Source organism: Streptomyces yangpuensis (genome assembly GCF_024666385.1).
Lineage (GTDB): Bacteria > Actinomycetota > Actinomycetes > Streptomycetales > Streptomycetaceae > Streptomyces > Streptomyces yangpuensis.
This window is the reverse complement of sequence record NZ_CP102514.1, coordinates 6,940,639-6,954,335: the sequence shown is the minus strand read 5'-3', so window position 1 is coordinate 6,954,335 and position 13,697 is coordinate 6,940,639. Positions and strand designations below refer to the sequence as shown.

The window sequence follows — 13,697 nt, the reverse complement described above, 5'->3', positions numbered from 1 at the left end:
AATGACCCGCTCAGATCGCGGCGGCCGCCGACACCTCCTCCGCCACGACGGCGACCGCCCGGCGGATGTCGTCCTCGCGGTGCTCGGAGGTGAGGAAGAACCGCAGCCGGGACAGGCCCTCCTCCACCGCGGGGTGGAAGATCGGATCGGCGACGATCCCACGGGTGAACAGGCGGTCCGCGACGCGCAGGGTGCGCGCCGAATCGCCGAGGACAACCGGCACGATGGGTGTGCCGGCGCTGGAGCCGGTCGCCAGACCGGCCGCGCCGGCGAGCCCGAGGAACAGCCCGGCGTTGCGCCTGAGCGCGCGGACACGGTGCGGTTCCGCGACGATCAGCTCGGCGGCGGCCAGGGCGGCGGCTGCGTTGGCCGGGGTCAGGCCCACGCTGTAGACGAAGCCCGGGAGGGTGTGCCGCAGCCAGCGCACCATGCGGACCGAGCCTCCGAGGTACCCCCCGCAGCTGGCGAAGGACTTGGAGAGGGTGCCCATCCACAGGTCGACGTCGGCCCGGTCGACGCCGAAGAACTCGCCCACGCCCCGTCCGTGTTCGCCGACGGTCCCGATGCTGTGCGCCTCGTCGACCATCAGCAGGGCACCGTACCGCTTCTTCAGTTCGATCACGGCCGGCAGACCGACCAGGTCGCCGTCCATGCTGTAGGCACCCTCGACGACGATCAGGACCCGCCGGAAGCGCGACCGGTTGAGCCGCAGCAGGTGTTCCAGTTCGGCGGCGTCGTTGTGGGCGAACGGCCGTCGCGCCGCCCCGGACAGGGCACAGCCCTGGATGATGCTGTCGTGGGCCAGGGCGTCGTGCAGGACGAGGTCGCCCGGGCCGACGAGGTGCCCGATCGCCGTGACGTTGGTGGCATGGCCGCCGACCAGCGTGAGGCAGTCCCCGACGCCGAGGAAGTCCGCCAGCGCCCGCTCCAGACGGATCGTCAGTTCGCGCTCGCCCGACAGCGCGCGGCTCGCGGAGACCGAGGTCCCGTACCGCTCCACGGCTTGGTGCACGGCTTCGTTGACCGCGGGATGGCCGGAGATCCCGAGGTAGTTGTAGCTGCCGAAGGACAGGTACGAGCGGTCGCCGATCACTGTGGTGTCGCGGACGGTGCCCTCGTGGACGCGGAAGTACGGGAAGGCGGCGCCGCCGGCCATGACCGCACCCAGGCGCTGCTCGAAGAGCGCGACCTCCGGGAAGTCGTCGATGCTCGCCGCGTCGGCGCTCCATGCGGCCGGCCGCGCCTCGGGGGACGGAGCCCGGCCCGGGGCCGTCGGCCGGGCACGGCCCGGATCGAGCAGCGCGATCAGCCCGCCGACGGTGAGTTCGGGTGTGAACAGGTCCTCGGAGCGGAAGCCGGGGACGTGCTTGGTCAGGTTGACCGCCAGCTCCTGGAGCATGAGGGAGTCGAAGCCGAGCCCCGCCACCAGCTTCATGTCCTCGTCGAGGTCCGCGCGGGGGAACACCCCGGTCCGCGACACCGCGTCGAGCACGATGGACCCGGCGTCCGCACCGGGCGCGACGGATCCGGCGGATACGGCCTCCTCGGCGGGCTCGGCGGTCACGGCCGGCTCCTCAAGCTCGGCGGGTGGGACGGACGGGACGGGCTCGGCCGGCCGCGCCGCCTCGCGGGCGGCATCGTCCACGACCCAGTGGCGGCGCGGGGCGAGCGGGCTCGGCGGCAGGGTGCACGGGGGTGTGCGTCCCGCGGCGGCCGGCGCGACCGGCGTCGGCGCGGGCCCACCGTCGTGTCCGGCTTCCAGCGCCGAGGCCGCCGCGGCCAGCCGGGCGGCGGCGTCGGCGGGGTCCCGCGCGACCACGGCGAGGCGCTCCGTCAGGGGAGCCCGGCGGGCCAGGGTGTCCGCCACACCGGCCAGCGTCGGCTCGTCCTCGGTGATGGTCCGTGCCACGTCCCGGGCATAGCGGACCAGGCCGGCCCGGTCGCGAGCGGTGAGCACCAGTTCGTACGGTCCGTCGGCAGGGGCGGGGAGAACGGGTGGCCCGGCGCACTCCTCCACGACCACATGGACTCCGGTGCCGCCGAAGCCGAAGGCGCTCACCCCCGCCCTGCGGGGCCTGCCGCGCGCGGGCCACGCAACGGGTGCCGTCGCGACGGTCAGCCGTGCGGCATCGAGGGCGGCGGTGTCGGCGAGGCCGAATTCCGGCTGGGGCGGGATCACCCCGCGCTGGACGGCCAGGACCGTCTTGACGAGTCCGGCCAGCCCGGCCGAGTTGAGGGAGTGCCCGACGACCGCCTTGACGGCTCCGAGGTGGGCGGGGGCGGCGCCCGCACCGCGCAGTTCGCCCAGGACCGCGAGTTCGACGGGGTCACCGACGGTGGTCCCGGTGCCGTGCGCCTCCAGATAGTCCACCGCGCCCGGGGGAAGGCCCGCGTCGCGGTACGCCCGGCGCAGGGCCCTGAGCTGGCCGCCCGCCCGGGGGTGCATGCCGCCCTGCACGGTCCCGTCGTTGGCCGTGCCCACGCCCCGGATCACCGCGTACACCCGGTCGCCGGCCGCCCGGGCGTCGGCCAGCGGCCGCAGCACCAGGACCCCGGCGCCCTCCCCCAGGACGAAGCCGTCGGCCTCCGCGCCGAAGGGCAGGCACCGGCCGCTGCGCGAGATGGCTCCTATGCGGCACAGGCCCACCAGCAGGTCGGGGGCGAGGACGAGCTGGGCGCCACCGGCGATCGCGATGCGGGAGCGTCCGGCGCGCAGCGCGTGGACCGCGTTGGCGACGGCCATCAGCCCGCCGGAGCACGCGGAGTCCAGCGCGTAGCTCTCGCCGTGCAGATCGAAGACAGAACTGATGGTGTTCGGACCCATGTTGAGGAGGAGTCCGGCCACGGAGGTGCCGTGCAGCCCCTGGACGGCCCGTACGGCATCCTGGTGGCCGGGGTCCGTCACCCGGGCGCCGAACTCGCCACCGGCCAGCTGGCGCATCCGTATCCGCAAGGTGCTGAGCTCGCGGTAGCCGCTCTCGGTGAGGGCCGTGATCACCGAGGTCTCCTCGCGGTCGAAGCCGTCGGCCTCCCAGCCCGCGTCCTGGATCGCCTCGCGGGTCAGGTCGATCAGCAGCCGGTGCTGGGGGTCCATCGCGGCGGCCCGGCGCGGCGGTATGCCGTAGTGCGCGGCGTCGAAGCGGTCCACGTCGGGCAGCAGCGCCATGGTGTCGGTGTACGTCGAGGACGTGTCGCGGAAGTCGTCGCTGAGGAGGGCGTCGCTGCGCCAGCGCGTGTCCGGGACGGTGGAGAACTGGGCTTTCGGGGCCGTCAGGAGCCGCCAGTACTCGTTGAGGTTGCGGGCTCCCGGGAACCGGCAGGCCATGCCCACGATCGCGATGGCCTCGCGCCCCTCGCCGGGGGTCCGCGTCCCTGTCCCCGTTTCTGCCCCACCCCTGTCGCTTTCCCTGTTCCTGTCGGAGGTCATCCGGAGGTATCCGGTCGCGTGCGCCACCAGTCGACGGTGGCCTTGATCTGGTCGTCGACGGGCGTGGCGCGGACCGTGAAGGCGCTCTCGTAGGCGCTCGAATCGACCACGAAGGGACGGTCGAACTGGTAGCGGATCTCCTTCAGTTCGCGCATCAGCGGGGAGAGGAGTCCCGCGAGGCCCAGGACGGCCGACGGGATCCTGCGGACCACCGCCGGCCCGGTTCCCGCCTCCGCAGCGATCCGGTCGGCCATCTCCCGCACGGAGCGAGCCGGTTGGGTGGGGACGTGCCAGGGGCGGCCCCAGGCGCGCTCCTCGCCCGCGACCTCGGCCATCGCGGCGGCCACATCGGGGAGGTAGGTCCAGCTGTGCGGGGCGGCCGGGTCGCCCAGCGCGGAGACCGGCCTGCCGCGCAGCAGCGCGGGCACGACCCGGGCGGCCAGATGGCCGCCGTCGGTGACGCCGGGCCCGAAGAAGTCGGACGCCCGCACCTCGACCGCTCGGACCCGGCCCTGCTCGTGCAGTGCCCGCGCCTGTTCCCACCCGGCGGCCCGGACACGGCCCTTGGGGCCGGTCGCCGCGAGCGGCAGTTCCTCGGTCAGGGGTCCGTCCACCGGTCCGTAGCCGTACAGATTGCCCAGCATGACCAGTACGGCCCCGGTGGCCTCGGCCGCGGCGCAGGCCGAGGCGACGAGCGGCGGCCACGCGCGGACCCAGCGGTGGTAGGGCGGTGCGGCGCAGTGGTGGATCGCCGCCGCGCCGCGAGAGGCTGCGGTCAGGCGCTCCGGATCCGCCGCGTCCAGTGCGAGGTGCTCGATCCCCGGTTCCGGGCTTCCGCCCGACCTGGTGACGACCCGTACGGAATGTCCCTGCGCGGCCAGCAAACGGGCGGTGGCGGCGCCGGCCGGCCCAAAACCCAAGACGACATGAAGACTCACGCGCGCACAGTAGCGCGCGACCGGATCGGCCCCTTGTGCGGTTGGCCGGTAACGGACCGTCCCCCACCGGGTCGGGTGCCATGATCTCCAGGCCCTCGCGGCGGACGGCGCCGACGAGCGGCCCTGACGCACGGCAACATGTTTGGCCAAGACTCGCGCCTCGGCCTGGGTCGGGACCGGGCGCTCCGCTACGGCCGCTACCCACCCGCGCGTCGGACCGGGCCCGTGGTCACGGGCCCGGCCTCCTCGTCGCTGCGGCGTCAGACGCGGTCGGCCGCGATCAGGACGTACTGGAAGGAGCCGTCCTTGTAGGAGTTGATGAACGCCTCCTCGATGCCTGTGACCAGGGACGACGTCGCGCGCAGCTCCCAGTAGGGCAGCGTCTGGGGGGTCAGGTCGATGACGGCCTGCGGCACGAGACGGTTGTCGGCCATGGCCCGCATGTACTCGCGGCGGGAGTGGATGTTGCACTCGAAGTGCGCGTTGATCTGCGAGACCCACTTCGAGGGCTGGCCGTAACGCGGGTTCCAGCAGCCGGTGATGGTCACGTACCGGCCGCCGACCGCGAGGACGCGGGAGTGCTCGGCGAAGAGGTCGTGCAGGTCCACGTACATGCTCGACTCGTTGTTCCAGGAGGCGGCGGCCTGCCCGGTCTCGAACGGCGTGCTGAGCATGTTGCAGACGCGGGCCCGGACGGAGTCGTCGATGCCGAGTTCACGGGCGCGCTGGTTCGCGAAGTCGGCCTGCTTGGCCGACAGGGTCACGCCCTCCACCCTGCACCCGAACCGCTGGTGGGCCATGACCATCGAACCGCCGCGGCCGCAGCCGGCGTCCACGAGGGTGTCGTCGCGTCCGATGGAGCCGAGGTGGTTCAGCAGGACGTCCGCCTGTGCGGACTCCAGGCGGTGGAGCTCGGCGATCAGCTTCTTCTCGTATGCGCTGTCCTCGGTGTCCCCGAGGGCCTCGTGGTCGATGTCACCGATGCCGTAGTGGTGGTGGTACAGGCCGTCGACATCGCCGAGGCGCAGGTTCACCGGCCGGGCCTCGTGGTCCCAGTAACGGGCGATGTCCCCCTGGTAGGGCGTCGCCGGGGAGGGGATGAAGGCGGAAGCGGCGGAAGTGGGGGCGGTAACGGTGAGATCGGTGCTGGTCACGAATATATCCATCCTTACCAGAAGTCGGGCAGGCTGTAGCGGTATGTGTTGGTCCGGTGCCAGTAGTGGTTGCCGTCGACCCAGACGGCGACGCCCCGGAGGAAGCGGACGACGCGTGGATCGGGGCAGGCCACGGCCAGTTCGGCGGCCGCCGCCTCGAAGGCGTGCATGAGGTCGTTGTGGACCTCGACCGCCTTCAGGTAGGCCTCCTTGTCGGAGAGGCCCTCCCGTGCGGCGATGACCACCGGCAGGTTCAGGTGCAGGCCGGGGCTTTCGAGTTCCTTGGTGTACGAATAAAGGTCGTTGGAGATGGTGGTGGCGTTGCCCGCGAGCGCGATGACCCGTTGCATGGCGGGCAGGGCGTGCAGATCGGCCGGCAGTTCGTAACCGCCCACGGTGTCGGTGATGGTGGGGCAGGGGCGGAAGTTGTTGAACTGACGCATCGCCAGGTACTCCGACACCTCCGGGACGTACTTCGTCTCGGCCCAGGCGGCCTCGGCGAGGTACCCCATGTGCAGCCGGGCCATGTCGTGCCGGTACCGGTCGGCCTGCGCGGGGGTCGCCGCCCGCGTGAAGTACTCCATGGCCGAGCGGTAGGAGCGCCGCGGCGCGTCCGCGAGGAGCGACTGCGCCCATGCCGGCTGGTACTCCGCGGTCGTGTGGACCGGGTCCAGCGCGGTGTGCGCCAGCAGAAGCCTTCCTCCTAGTCCTACCGGCGAACCTCCGTGGTCCTCGCAGTAACAGTCGTCGACCACGTTCTCGGCGACCATCAGCCTGGTGGCGATCATGAGGTGGTCGACGGTGGGCGCGTCCGGGTGGCAGGCGACCATGTAGCGGCCCACGGAGAAGCCGTCGAACTGGTCCTCCCACTCCGGCGGGTACGCCTCCACCTCGTCCACCGCCCAGCGCTTGATCCGGCGGCTGACCTCCGCCACACGGGCGGGGTCGGGCTCCGGGACGGGGTGGTGGTAGAGGCCCGGAATCGGCCGGCCCTCCGCCGCGGGCGGGGGCGCGGGCAGCTCCGGCGCGGGCGACGCTGTGGGCGGTACCGCGGGCGGCGCCACGGGAGGTGCCTGGCGGGGGGTGAAGAACAGTCCCGCCGTACCCACACCGCTGGGGCCTCGGATGATCCGCTCCAGGGCGGGGTTCGGCACCGGGCTCGGCGCCGCCGCGACCGCGCCCTCGGCCGGTACGGGCGCTGCCACGGGTACGGCATCGGGAGCGGGTACGGACGCGGGAGCGGGAACGGAGGAGGAAGGGGAAACGGGGTGGAGTGGCCGGGCCGCCGGCCCGAAGGGCAGCGCCGGCCCCGTCGGCAGCGCGGGCTTGCCCGCGGGAACGGCCGCGGCGCCGCGGCCGTGACCGTGGGTCCCGGAACGGGCCGCGGCGGCAGGCAGGCTCGACTGCGCGGGGGAAGGCCCGGGAACGGGCATCCGTGGCTCCTAGGTGATGGGGGTGGGCAGTCCCGGACCCTCCCGGGCACGATCGGCCTGGCCGGGAGGTCCGGGAGAATCCGGGCTGGTGGCGGCCGGGCCGTCAGTCGCGCCGGCGGCCGATCTGGACGTTCTCCATCACACCGAGCGCGTCGGGCACCAGGATCGCGGCCGAGTAGTAGGTGGTGACCAGGTACGAGATGATCGCCTGCTCGCTGATGCCCATGAAGCGCACGGACAGGCCGGGCTCGTACTCCTCGGGCAGCCCCGTCTGGTGCAGGCCGATGACGCCCTGGTTGTCCTCACCCGTACGCATGGCGAGGATGGAGCTGGTGTTCTCCTTGCTGATGGGGATCTTGCTGCAGGGCAGGATCGGCACCCCGCGCCAGGCCGGCACCTGCTGGCCGCCGAGGTCGACGTGGTCCGGGTAGAGCCCGCGGGCGTTGAACTCGCGCCCGATCGCCGCGATCGTCTTGGGGTGGGCGAAGAAGAACTTGGTGCCGCGACGGCGGCAGAGCAGTTCGTCCATGTCGTCCGGGGTGGGCGGCCCCGAGTGGGTCTGGATGCGCTGCTTGAAGTCGGCGTTGTGGAGCAGGCCGAACTCCCGGTTGTTGATGAGCTCGTACTCCTGGCGCTCGCGCAGCGCCTCGATGGTGAGCCGGAGTTGCTCCTCGGTCTGGTTGTGCGGCCCGTTGTAGAGATCGGCGACGCGCGTGTGGACCCGCAGCACGGTCTGGGCGATGGAGAGTTCGTACTCGCGCGGCTTGAGTTCGTAGTCGACGAAGGTGCCGGGGAGGGCGGCCTCACCGGTGTGGCCGGCGGACATGGCGATCTCGGCCTCGCCGTGCTTGTTCTGCCGCTGGTGCGGCAGGGAGCCGAACCGCTCGACGTGGGCCCGGAGGTTCGGCGCCGCGTCGAGCACGGCGGCGAAGTCGGCACGGGAGAGGGTGAGCAGGGTGCCGGAGGTCTCGGCGGTGGCCGTGTAGTCGGCGGTCGCGTCCGCGTCCAGCAGCGCGTTCTCGCCGAAGCGGTCGCCGTCGGCAAGTACGGCGACGGCGACCTCGTCACCGTACTTGCCGACGGAGGTCTGACTGATGCGGCCGTGGGCGATCAGGTGGATGCCCTGGGCGGGGGTGCCGCGCTCCACCAGCACCTCGCCGGCGCGGAAGTCGCGCTGGACGCACCGGTCGGCGAGCGTGACCAGCACCTGCTCGTCCTCGAAGCCCCGCAGCATGGCGAGTTCGCCGAGCTCGCGCGGGATCACCCGGACGGTGGCGCCGTCCTGCACGAACTCGATGCGGCCGTCACCGACGGTGTACGTCAGGCGGCGGTTGACCCGGTAGGTGCCGCCCTTGGTCTCCACCCAGGGGAGCGTCTTCAGCAGCCACCGGGAGGTGATCTCCTGCATCTGCGGGGCGGACTTGGTCGTGGTGGCAAGGTTGCGGGCGGCCGCCGTGCCCAGACTGGTCTGCTGGGTCGGCTCCAGCTGCGCCTCTGGGCTGCTGTCCACGGTCATCGCGCAGGTCTCTCCTTCGTGCGGGCGGTGATCAGCGCATGCGTGTGCACGTCACCAGTGAAAGAAGAAAAATAGGGTGGATACCCGGGCAATCCCTCTAGATCCGGAAGAACACTAACCGCCCCCGAATCGGGCCACCCACCAGAAGGGGCAGGGATTACCTCGAACCGGTGATCTTGAGCGTCGCCGTGTTTGATCATTGCGCCGACGGTTTCGGACACGGACACCATGCGCTTTCCGCCAGCATGGTGACGGATCGTCAACTCGATTTCTGCTGGCCCTGGTTCGCGCGACGGTCGCATCGGTGCGCGGCGGCAGCGGAATCCCCGGGCAGGGGGAGAGTCGCTGTAGCCGGTGGGCACGGGGTGCCGGTGCCGGCGGATGGGACGTTCTCAGCACCGCGACGGCCTCGTCGGTACGCCCGGCACCGGACAGCAGCCGAGCCAGTCCCCCGGCCGCGTAGGGCGTACCGCCTTCGGGGTGCGCCGGTCGCACGCGGCGGATCCGGAGCCGAAGCCGGAAGGGCCCTCTGCCCGCCGAACCGTACCGGCAGGCGGCGACCGGCAGGGCGGCGGCGTTGAACGGGCGGGCACCCCTCCGAGCCACTGCGGTCCCGGTCAACGGTGCGCCCCGCCCCGAGGCCCCGCGGGCACGCCCCGGGCCTCGGGGCGGCGTCCCGGGCCTCAGACGGCCGGGGGCTGGGGTGCCGTGATGCGGCGGACCGACTCCACCACGGCTGACCGGTGGGCGGCGAGTCGCTCGGCGGGCCAGCCGGCGCCTGCGGCTCCCGCGGCCGGGCCGCCCCCCGCCCCGAACCAGGCCTGCGACACCCCGATGATCAGCGTCAGCACGTCCGCGGGGGCGATGTCCGCGTCGATCCGGCCCGCTTCCTGCGCCTGCCGCACGGCTGCGATCTTGCCCTCGTAGGACTCGGCCTCCGCACCCGTGGACCCGGGGCGCTCCAGCTGCTTCCACAGCACCAGGCGCATCAGCTCGGGCCGCTCGACGAGGTGGTCGAAGATCGCACCGGCGTAGCCGGGCAGATCGTCGGCGTCGAAGGGGACGGACTCCGAGCCCGTCTCCAGGGCCCGCTGGAGCACGGCGTCGAAGAGCTGCTCCTTGTTGCCGTAGTAGACGTAGATGAGCCGCTTGTTCGCCTGCGCGGTCTCGGCGATGCGGTCGATCCGCGCACCGGCGATGCCGTACGTCGCGAACTCGGAGAAGGCCGCGTCGAGCAGGCGCGCCTTGGTCGCGCTGGAGTCCCGTGCCATGGCCCGCAGCCTAGCAAGTAACTATCCGGTTATTGACAACGGCGACCCGTGCGTCGCAGACTCTAGCTAACCAGTTAGTTACTTTCCTTCGAGGAGCACACCATGGAGATGCGCGCACTGGGCCGTCAGGGCCTCGAGGTCGGGGCGGAGGGCCTCGGGCTGATGGGCATGAGCGCCCACTACGGCGCCACCGACGAGACCGAGTCGCTCGCCACGATCGACCGCGCCCTGGAGCTCGGCGTCACCCTGCTCGACACCGCCGAGGGCTACGGCCCCTTCCGCAACGAGCAGCTGCTGGGCAAGGCCCTGGCCGGGCGTCGCGAGGCGGCGGTGGTGGCCACGAAGACCGGGATCGAGTTCACGGACGAGGGCGCCTTCCTCGGCCACAACGGGACCCCGGAGTACATCCGCCGGTCGGCCGACCGCTCGCTGCGTCACCTGGGCACCGACCACATCGACCTCTACTACCTGCACCGTGTCGACCCGAACGTGCCGATCGAGGAGAGCGTCGGCGCCCTGGCCGGGCTGGTCGAGGCCGGCAAGGTCCGCCACATCGGGCTGTGCGAGGTCTCCCCCGCCACCATCGCCCGCGCCCACGCCGTGCACCCGCTGGCCGCCGTACAGACCGAGTACAGCCTCTTCGAGCGCGGCATCGAGCACGACGGCGTCCTGGACGCCCTCCGCGAACTGGGGATCGGGCTCGTCGCCTACTCCCCGCTCGGCCGGGGGTTCCTCTCGGGCGCCATCACCAGCCCCGACGACTTCGCGGCGGACGACTTCCGCCGCACCGACCCGCGGTTCCAGGGGGAGAACTTCCACCGGAATCTGGCCGTCGTGGACCAGGTGCGCCGGCTCGCCGCCGAGAAGGGCGTGACGCCCTCGCAGCTCGCCCTGGCCTGGACGCTGCAGCAGGGCGCGGTGCCCATCCCGGGCACCAAGCGCCGCCGCTACCTGGAGGAGAACATCGCCGCCACCGCCGTCACGATCACCCCGGCCGAACTGGCCGCGATCGACGCCGTGGCCCCGCACGGCGTGACGTCGGGCGACCGCTACGCCCCCGAGCTGATGGCCTCCCTGAACGGCTGACCGGGCGGAGGGCGGTGCCGGCGGGCTCACAGCATGACGTGCTTGACCTGGGTGTAGTCCAGGAGCCCCGCCATCGAAAGGTCGCTGCCGTAGCCCGAGTGCCCGACCCCGCCGTGCGGCATCTCGGAGACGGTGGTGCCGTGCGTGTTCACCCAGACGATGCCGGTGCGCAGGGCCCGCGTGGCCCGCATCGCACGGTCGTGGTCGGTGGTCCACACGCTGGCGGCGAGCCCGTGCCGGACGTCGTCGGCCAAGGCCAGGGCCTCCTCCTCGTCGGCGAAGGACTGGACGGTCACGACGGGGCCGAAGATCTCCTCCTGCACGATCTCGTCGTCCTGGCGCACGCCCGCGACGACGGTGGGCTCGTGGAAGAAGCCGGGTCTCGCGAGGCGGGCGCCCCCGGTGACGATCCCGGCGTGGCCGGGCAGCCGCCCCAGCAGCTCCTGCACCGAGGCCAGTTGGGCGGCGTTGTTCAGCGGACCGAAGTCGGCGTCCGGATCGTCCGGAGCCCCTGTACGCAGTTTCGCGGCCTCGGCCGCGAAGGCGGTGAGGAACACGTCGTGGATCCGGTGGTGGATCAGGAACCGGGTGGGCGCGGTGCAGTCCTGCCCGGCGTTGTAGTAGGCGACCGCGGCGAGGGCGGCGGCGGTGGCCTCGGCGTCCACGTCGTCGTGGACGAGGACCGGGGCGTTCCCGCCGAGCTCCAGGTGGACGCGTTTGAGGTCGACGGCCGCGGCCGTCGCGATCTGGCGGCCCGCCCGCACGCTGCCGGTGACCGCGACGAGGGCGACGTCGCGGTGTGCGACGAGCTCGCGGCCGGTGTCGCGGTCGCCGCAGACCACGTTCAGCACGCCGGGCGGCAGGTGCTCGGCCGTGACGCGGGCGAGGAGCGCGGACGACGAGGGCGTGGTGTCGGCGGGTTTGAGCACGGTCGTGTTGCCGGCGGCGATCGCCGGGGCGATCTTCCACACGGCCATCATCAGCGGGTAGTTCCACGGGGTGATCTGGGCGCAGACGCCGACCGGTTCGCGGCGCAGGAGGGACGTGCGGCCTTCGGTGTACTCGCCGGCCGCGGCACCCGGCAGGTTGCGCGCGGCACCCGCGAAGAAGCGGACGCTGTCGACGATGGCGGGCAGTTCCTCGGTCATGAACAGGTGGGACGGCTTGCCCGTGTCGCCGGTCTCGGCGGCCGCGAAGGCCTCCGCGTGCTCTTCGATGGCGTCGGCGATGCCGAGCAGGGCGCGCTGCCGTACGGCGGGGGTGGTCGTGGACCAGTGCGTGTACGCCGCCGCGGCGGCCGCGCAGGCGGCGTCGGTGTCGGCCCGGCCGGAGCGTGGGGAGTGGCGGTGGACGCGGCCGGTGGCCGGGTCGATCAGCTCCATCGTCTCGCCCGTGGCGGCGGGCCGGTCGGCACCGGCGATGTGGTTCAGCACGCCGGCAGTGGTTGCGATGCCGGTGCCGGTGTCGGTGCGGGTGTCGAGGTCGGTGTCGGTGTCGGTGTCAGCCACGGCGCAGCACCTCCCCGGCCGTGTCACGTCCGGTGCGTACGGCGCCCTCCATGTAGCCGGCCACCCACTGGTCGGATCCGCAGACGTAGAAAGGGGGTTCATGGGTGCCGTGTCGGGGGCCGACGGCCGTGACGTCACCGGGCGTCCACTGGGTGACGTACCCCTGGGTCCACGGGTCGGTCCCCCACAGCCGGATGTGGGTGGCGAGCGGGCGGTGCGCCTCCTCGCCGTAGAGGCGGGCGATGTCGGCGAGGAGTTCGCGGGTGCGCAGCGGGGCGGGTGTGCCGAGCAGGACGCCGAGCCGCTCGGGCGGTACGAGGGCGGAGAGGATGCCGTGGCTCTGCGGCCAGGTGCTGCCGAGGACCCCTTCGCATTCGGAGAGGCCGCTGCGGCCGAGGTCGCGCCAGAACGGCCGGTCGTAGGCGGCGACGAACTTGGCGACGAGGGCGTGGCGCTGGCGGTGCAGCGAGGTGAGCCGTTCCTCGGAGACGCCGGTGATGCGGACCGAGCGGAGCGGGCCGACGGGCAGGGCGCTGACGACGGCGCCGGCGGTGAGGGTCTCGCCGTCGGCCAGCCGTACGGAGCAGTGCCCGGGGCGGCGGATCGTGACGGCCTCGACGGGTGAACCGGTGCGGATCCGCCCGCCGAGGGCGGCGGCCATGCGCAGCGCCACCGTCGCGGATCCCTCGGCGACCCGCAGGCCTTCCCAGGCTTCGTAGTCGTAGTGTTCAGGGTCGGAGCCGGAGCCGGACTCGGAGCCGGGGGACGGTACGGCGGCGTGTTTGCGCAGGGCGGCGAGCAGCGAGGTCCGCTCGTACGACCCGTCGGCGAGGGCGAGTTGACCGATCTCCCAGAGGCGGACGACGGCCGGAGTGGCGCCCTCGGCGCGCAGCCAGGCACCGACGGAGAGCCGGTCGAGGACGGCCGCGTCGGGATGTGCCCACGGGTCGTCCGGGTCGACGGTCCGGGCGAGGGCGCAGAACGCGGCGGTGACCTTGCGGTGGCCGGTGTCGTCGCCGGGGCCGAACCAGTGCGGGGCCCCGCCCGCGGCGACCCCTTCGGGGGTGGCGCGGGTGAGCGCGCCCGGTTCTGCGACGTAGCTGGGGGTCAGGGTGAGGCCGAGTTCGGCCACCAGGGTCGTGTACGCGGTGTGGGCGCGGCCGACGACCTCTCCGCCGAGCTGGACCGTCCGTCCGTCGGGGAGTCCGGTCTGCTCGACGCGTCCGCCGACCCGGTCTCGGGCCTCGACGACGAGGACGTCGGCTCCGCCGGCGGCGAGGTCTCGTGCGGCGGCGAGGCCGGCCAGGCCGGCGCCGAGCACGATGACGTCGTGGTTCATGGATGTACCTCCGGTGGGGCGCGTC

At 72.7% G+C, this 13,697-nt stretch carries 9 protein-coding genes; 1 reads left to right on the top strand and 8 read right to left on the bottom strand.

Features of this window, described 5'->3' with window-relative positions; genetic code table 11:
- Window positions 1-10 precede the first annotated feature (10 nt).
- From NRK68_RS31510 to NRK68_RS31485, 6 genes are all read right to left on the bottom strand, one after another.
- On the bottom strand, window positions 11-3,325 hold the full coding sequence (locus tag NRK68_RS31510) for an aminotransferase class I/II-fold pyridoxal phosphate-dependent enzyme (protein WP_257857450.1): 3,315 nt from the start codon (window positions 3,323-3,325) through the stop codon (window positions 11-13).
- Between the two features lie 98 nt (window positions 3,326-3,423).
- Window positions 3,424-4,365: an NAD-dependent epimerase/dehydratase family protein gene (locus tag NRK68_RS31505; RefSeq protein ID WP_257857449.1), complete on the bottom strand. Its 942-nt coding sequence runs from the start codon at window positions 4,363-4,365 to the stop codon at window positions 3,424-3,426.
- Window positions 4,366-4,625: 260 nt separating this feature from the next.
- Window positions 4,626-5,531: a geranyl diphosphate 2-C-methyltransferase gene (locus tag NRK68_RS31500; RefSeq protein ID WP_257857448.1), complete on the bottom strand. Its 906-nt coding sequence runs from the start codon at window positions 5,529-5,531 to the stop codon at window positions 4,626-4,628.
- Between the two features lie 2 nt (window positions 5,532-5,533).
- Window positions 5,534-6,952 carry a family 2 encapsulin nanocompartment cargo protein terpene cyclase gene (locus NRK68_RS31495; RefSeq protein WP_257857446.1) on the bottom strand — a complete coding sequence of 473 codons (1,419 nt, stop codon included), beginning with the start codon at window positions 6,950-6,952 and terminating at the stop codon, window positions 5,534-5,536.
- Window positions 6,953-7,055: 103 nt separating this feature from the next.
- Window positions 7,056-8,468, bottom strand: a complete 1,413-nt coding sequence (locus NRK68_RS31490; protein WP_257857445.1) for a family 2B encapsulin nanocompartment shell protein — start codon at window positions 8,466-8,468, stop codon at window positions 7,056-7,058.
- A 683-nt stretch (window positions 8,469-9,151) separates the two neighbouring features.
- Window positions 9,152-9,739 (bottom strand): TetR/AcrR family transcriptional regulator, encoded by a 588-nt coding sequence (locus NRK68_RS31485; protein WP_257857444.1) that lies wholly within the window; start codon window positions 9,737-9,739, stop codon window positions 9,152-9,154.
- Between the two features lie 102 nt (window positions 9,740-9,841).
- Here NRK68_RS31485 and NRK68_RS31480 point away from each other — a divergent pair, with 102 nt between their 5' ends.
- Entirely contained in the window at window positions 9,842-10,825 is a 984-nt protein-coding gene (locus NRK68_RS31480) for an aldo/keto reductase (RefSeq protein WP_183064558.1), read from the top strand.
- A gap of 26 nt (window positions 10,826-10,851) precedes the next feature.
- On the opposite strand, the gene NRK68_RS31475 is transcribed toward NRK68_RS31480, so the two are convergent.
- Window positions 10,852-12,258, bottom strand: coding sequence for an aminobutyraldehyde dehydrogenase (locus NRK68_RS31475; RefSeq protein ID WP_257857967.1), 1,407 nt, complete (start codon window positions 12,256-12,258; stop codon window positions 10,852-10,854).
- Between the two features lie 67 nt (window positions 12,259-12,325).
- Complete coding sequence (locus NRK68_RS31470; protein ID WP_183064557.1) at window positions 12,326-13,672, bottom strand: flavin monoamine oxidase family protein; 1,347 nt, start codon at window positions 13,670-13,672, stop codon at window positions 12,326-12,328.
- Window positions 13,673-13,697 lie beyond the last annotated feature (25 nt).

Excerpts from the sequence above, each read along its gene's own strand:
- NRK68_RS31510 (WP_257857450.1), bottom strand. The coding sequence starts at position 3,325 with ATGGCCTGCCGGTTCCCGGGAGCCCGCAACCTCAACGAGTACTGGCGG.
- NRK68_RS31500 (WP_257857448.1), bottom strand. The coding sequence starts at position 5,531 with ATGGATATATTCGTGACCAGCACCGATCTCACCGTTACCGCCCCCACT.
- NRK68_RS31495 (WP_257857446.1), bottom strand. The coding sequence starts at position 6,952 with ATGCCCGTTCCCGGGCCTTCCCCCGCGCAGTCGAGCCTGCCTGCCGCC.
- NRK68_RS31490 (WP_257857445.1), bottom strand. The coding sequence starts at position 8,468 with ATGACCGTGGACAGCAGCCCAGAGGCGCAGCTGGAGCCGACCCAGCAG.
- NRK68_RS31485 (WP_257857444.1), bottom strand. The coding sequence starts at position 9,739 with ATGGCACGGGACTCCAGCGCGACCAAGGCGCGCCTGCTCGACGCGGCC.
- NRK68_RS31480 (WP_183064558.1), top strand. The coding sequence starts at position 9,842 with ATGGAGATGCGCGCACTGGGCCGTCAGGGCCTCGAGGTCGGGGCGGAG.
- NRK68_RS31470 (WP_183064557.1), bottom strand. The coding sequence starts at position 13,672 with ATGAACCACGACGTCATCGTGCTCGGCGCCGGCCTGGCCGGCCTCGCC.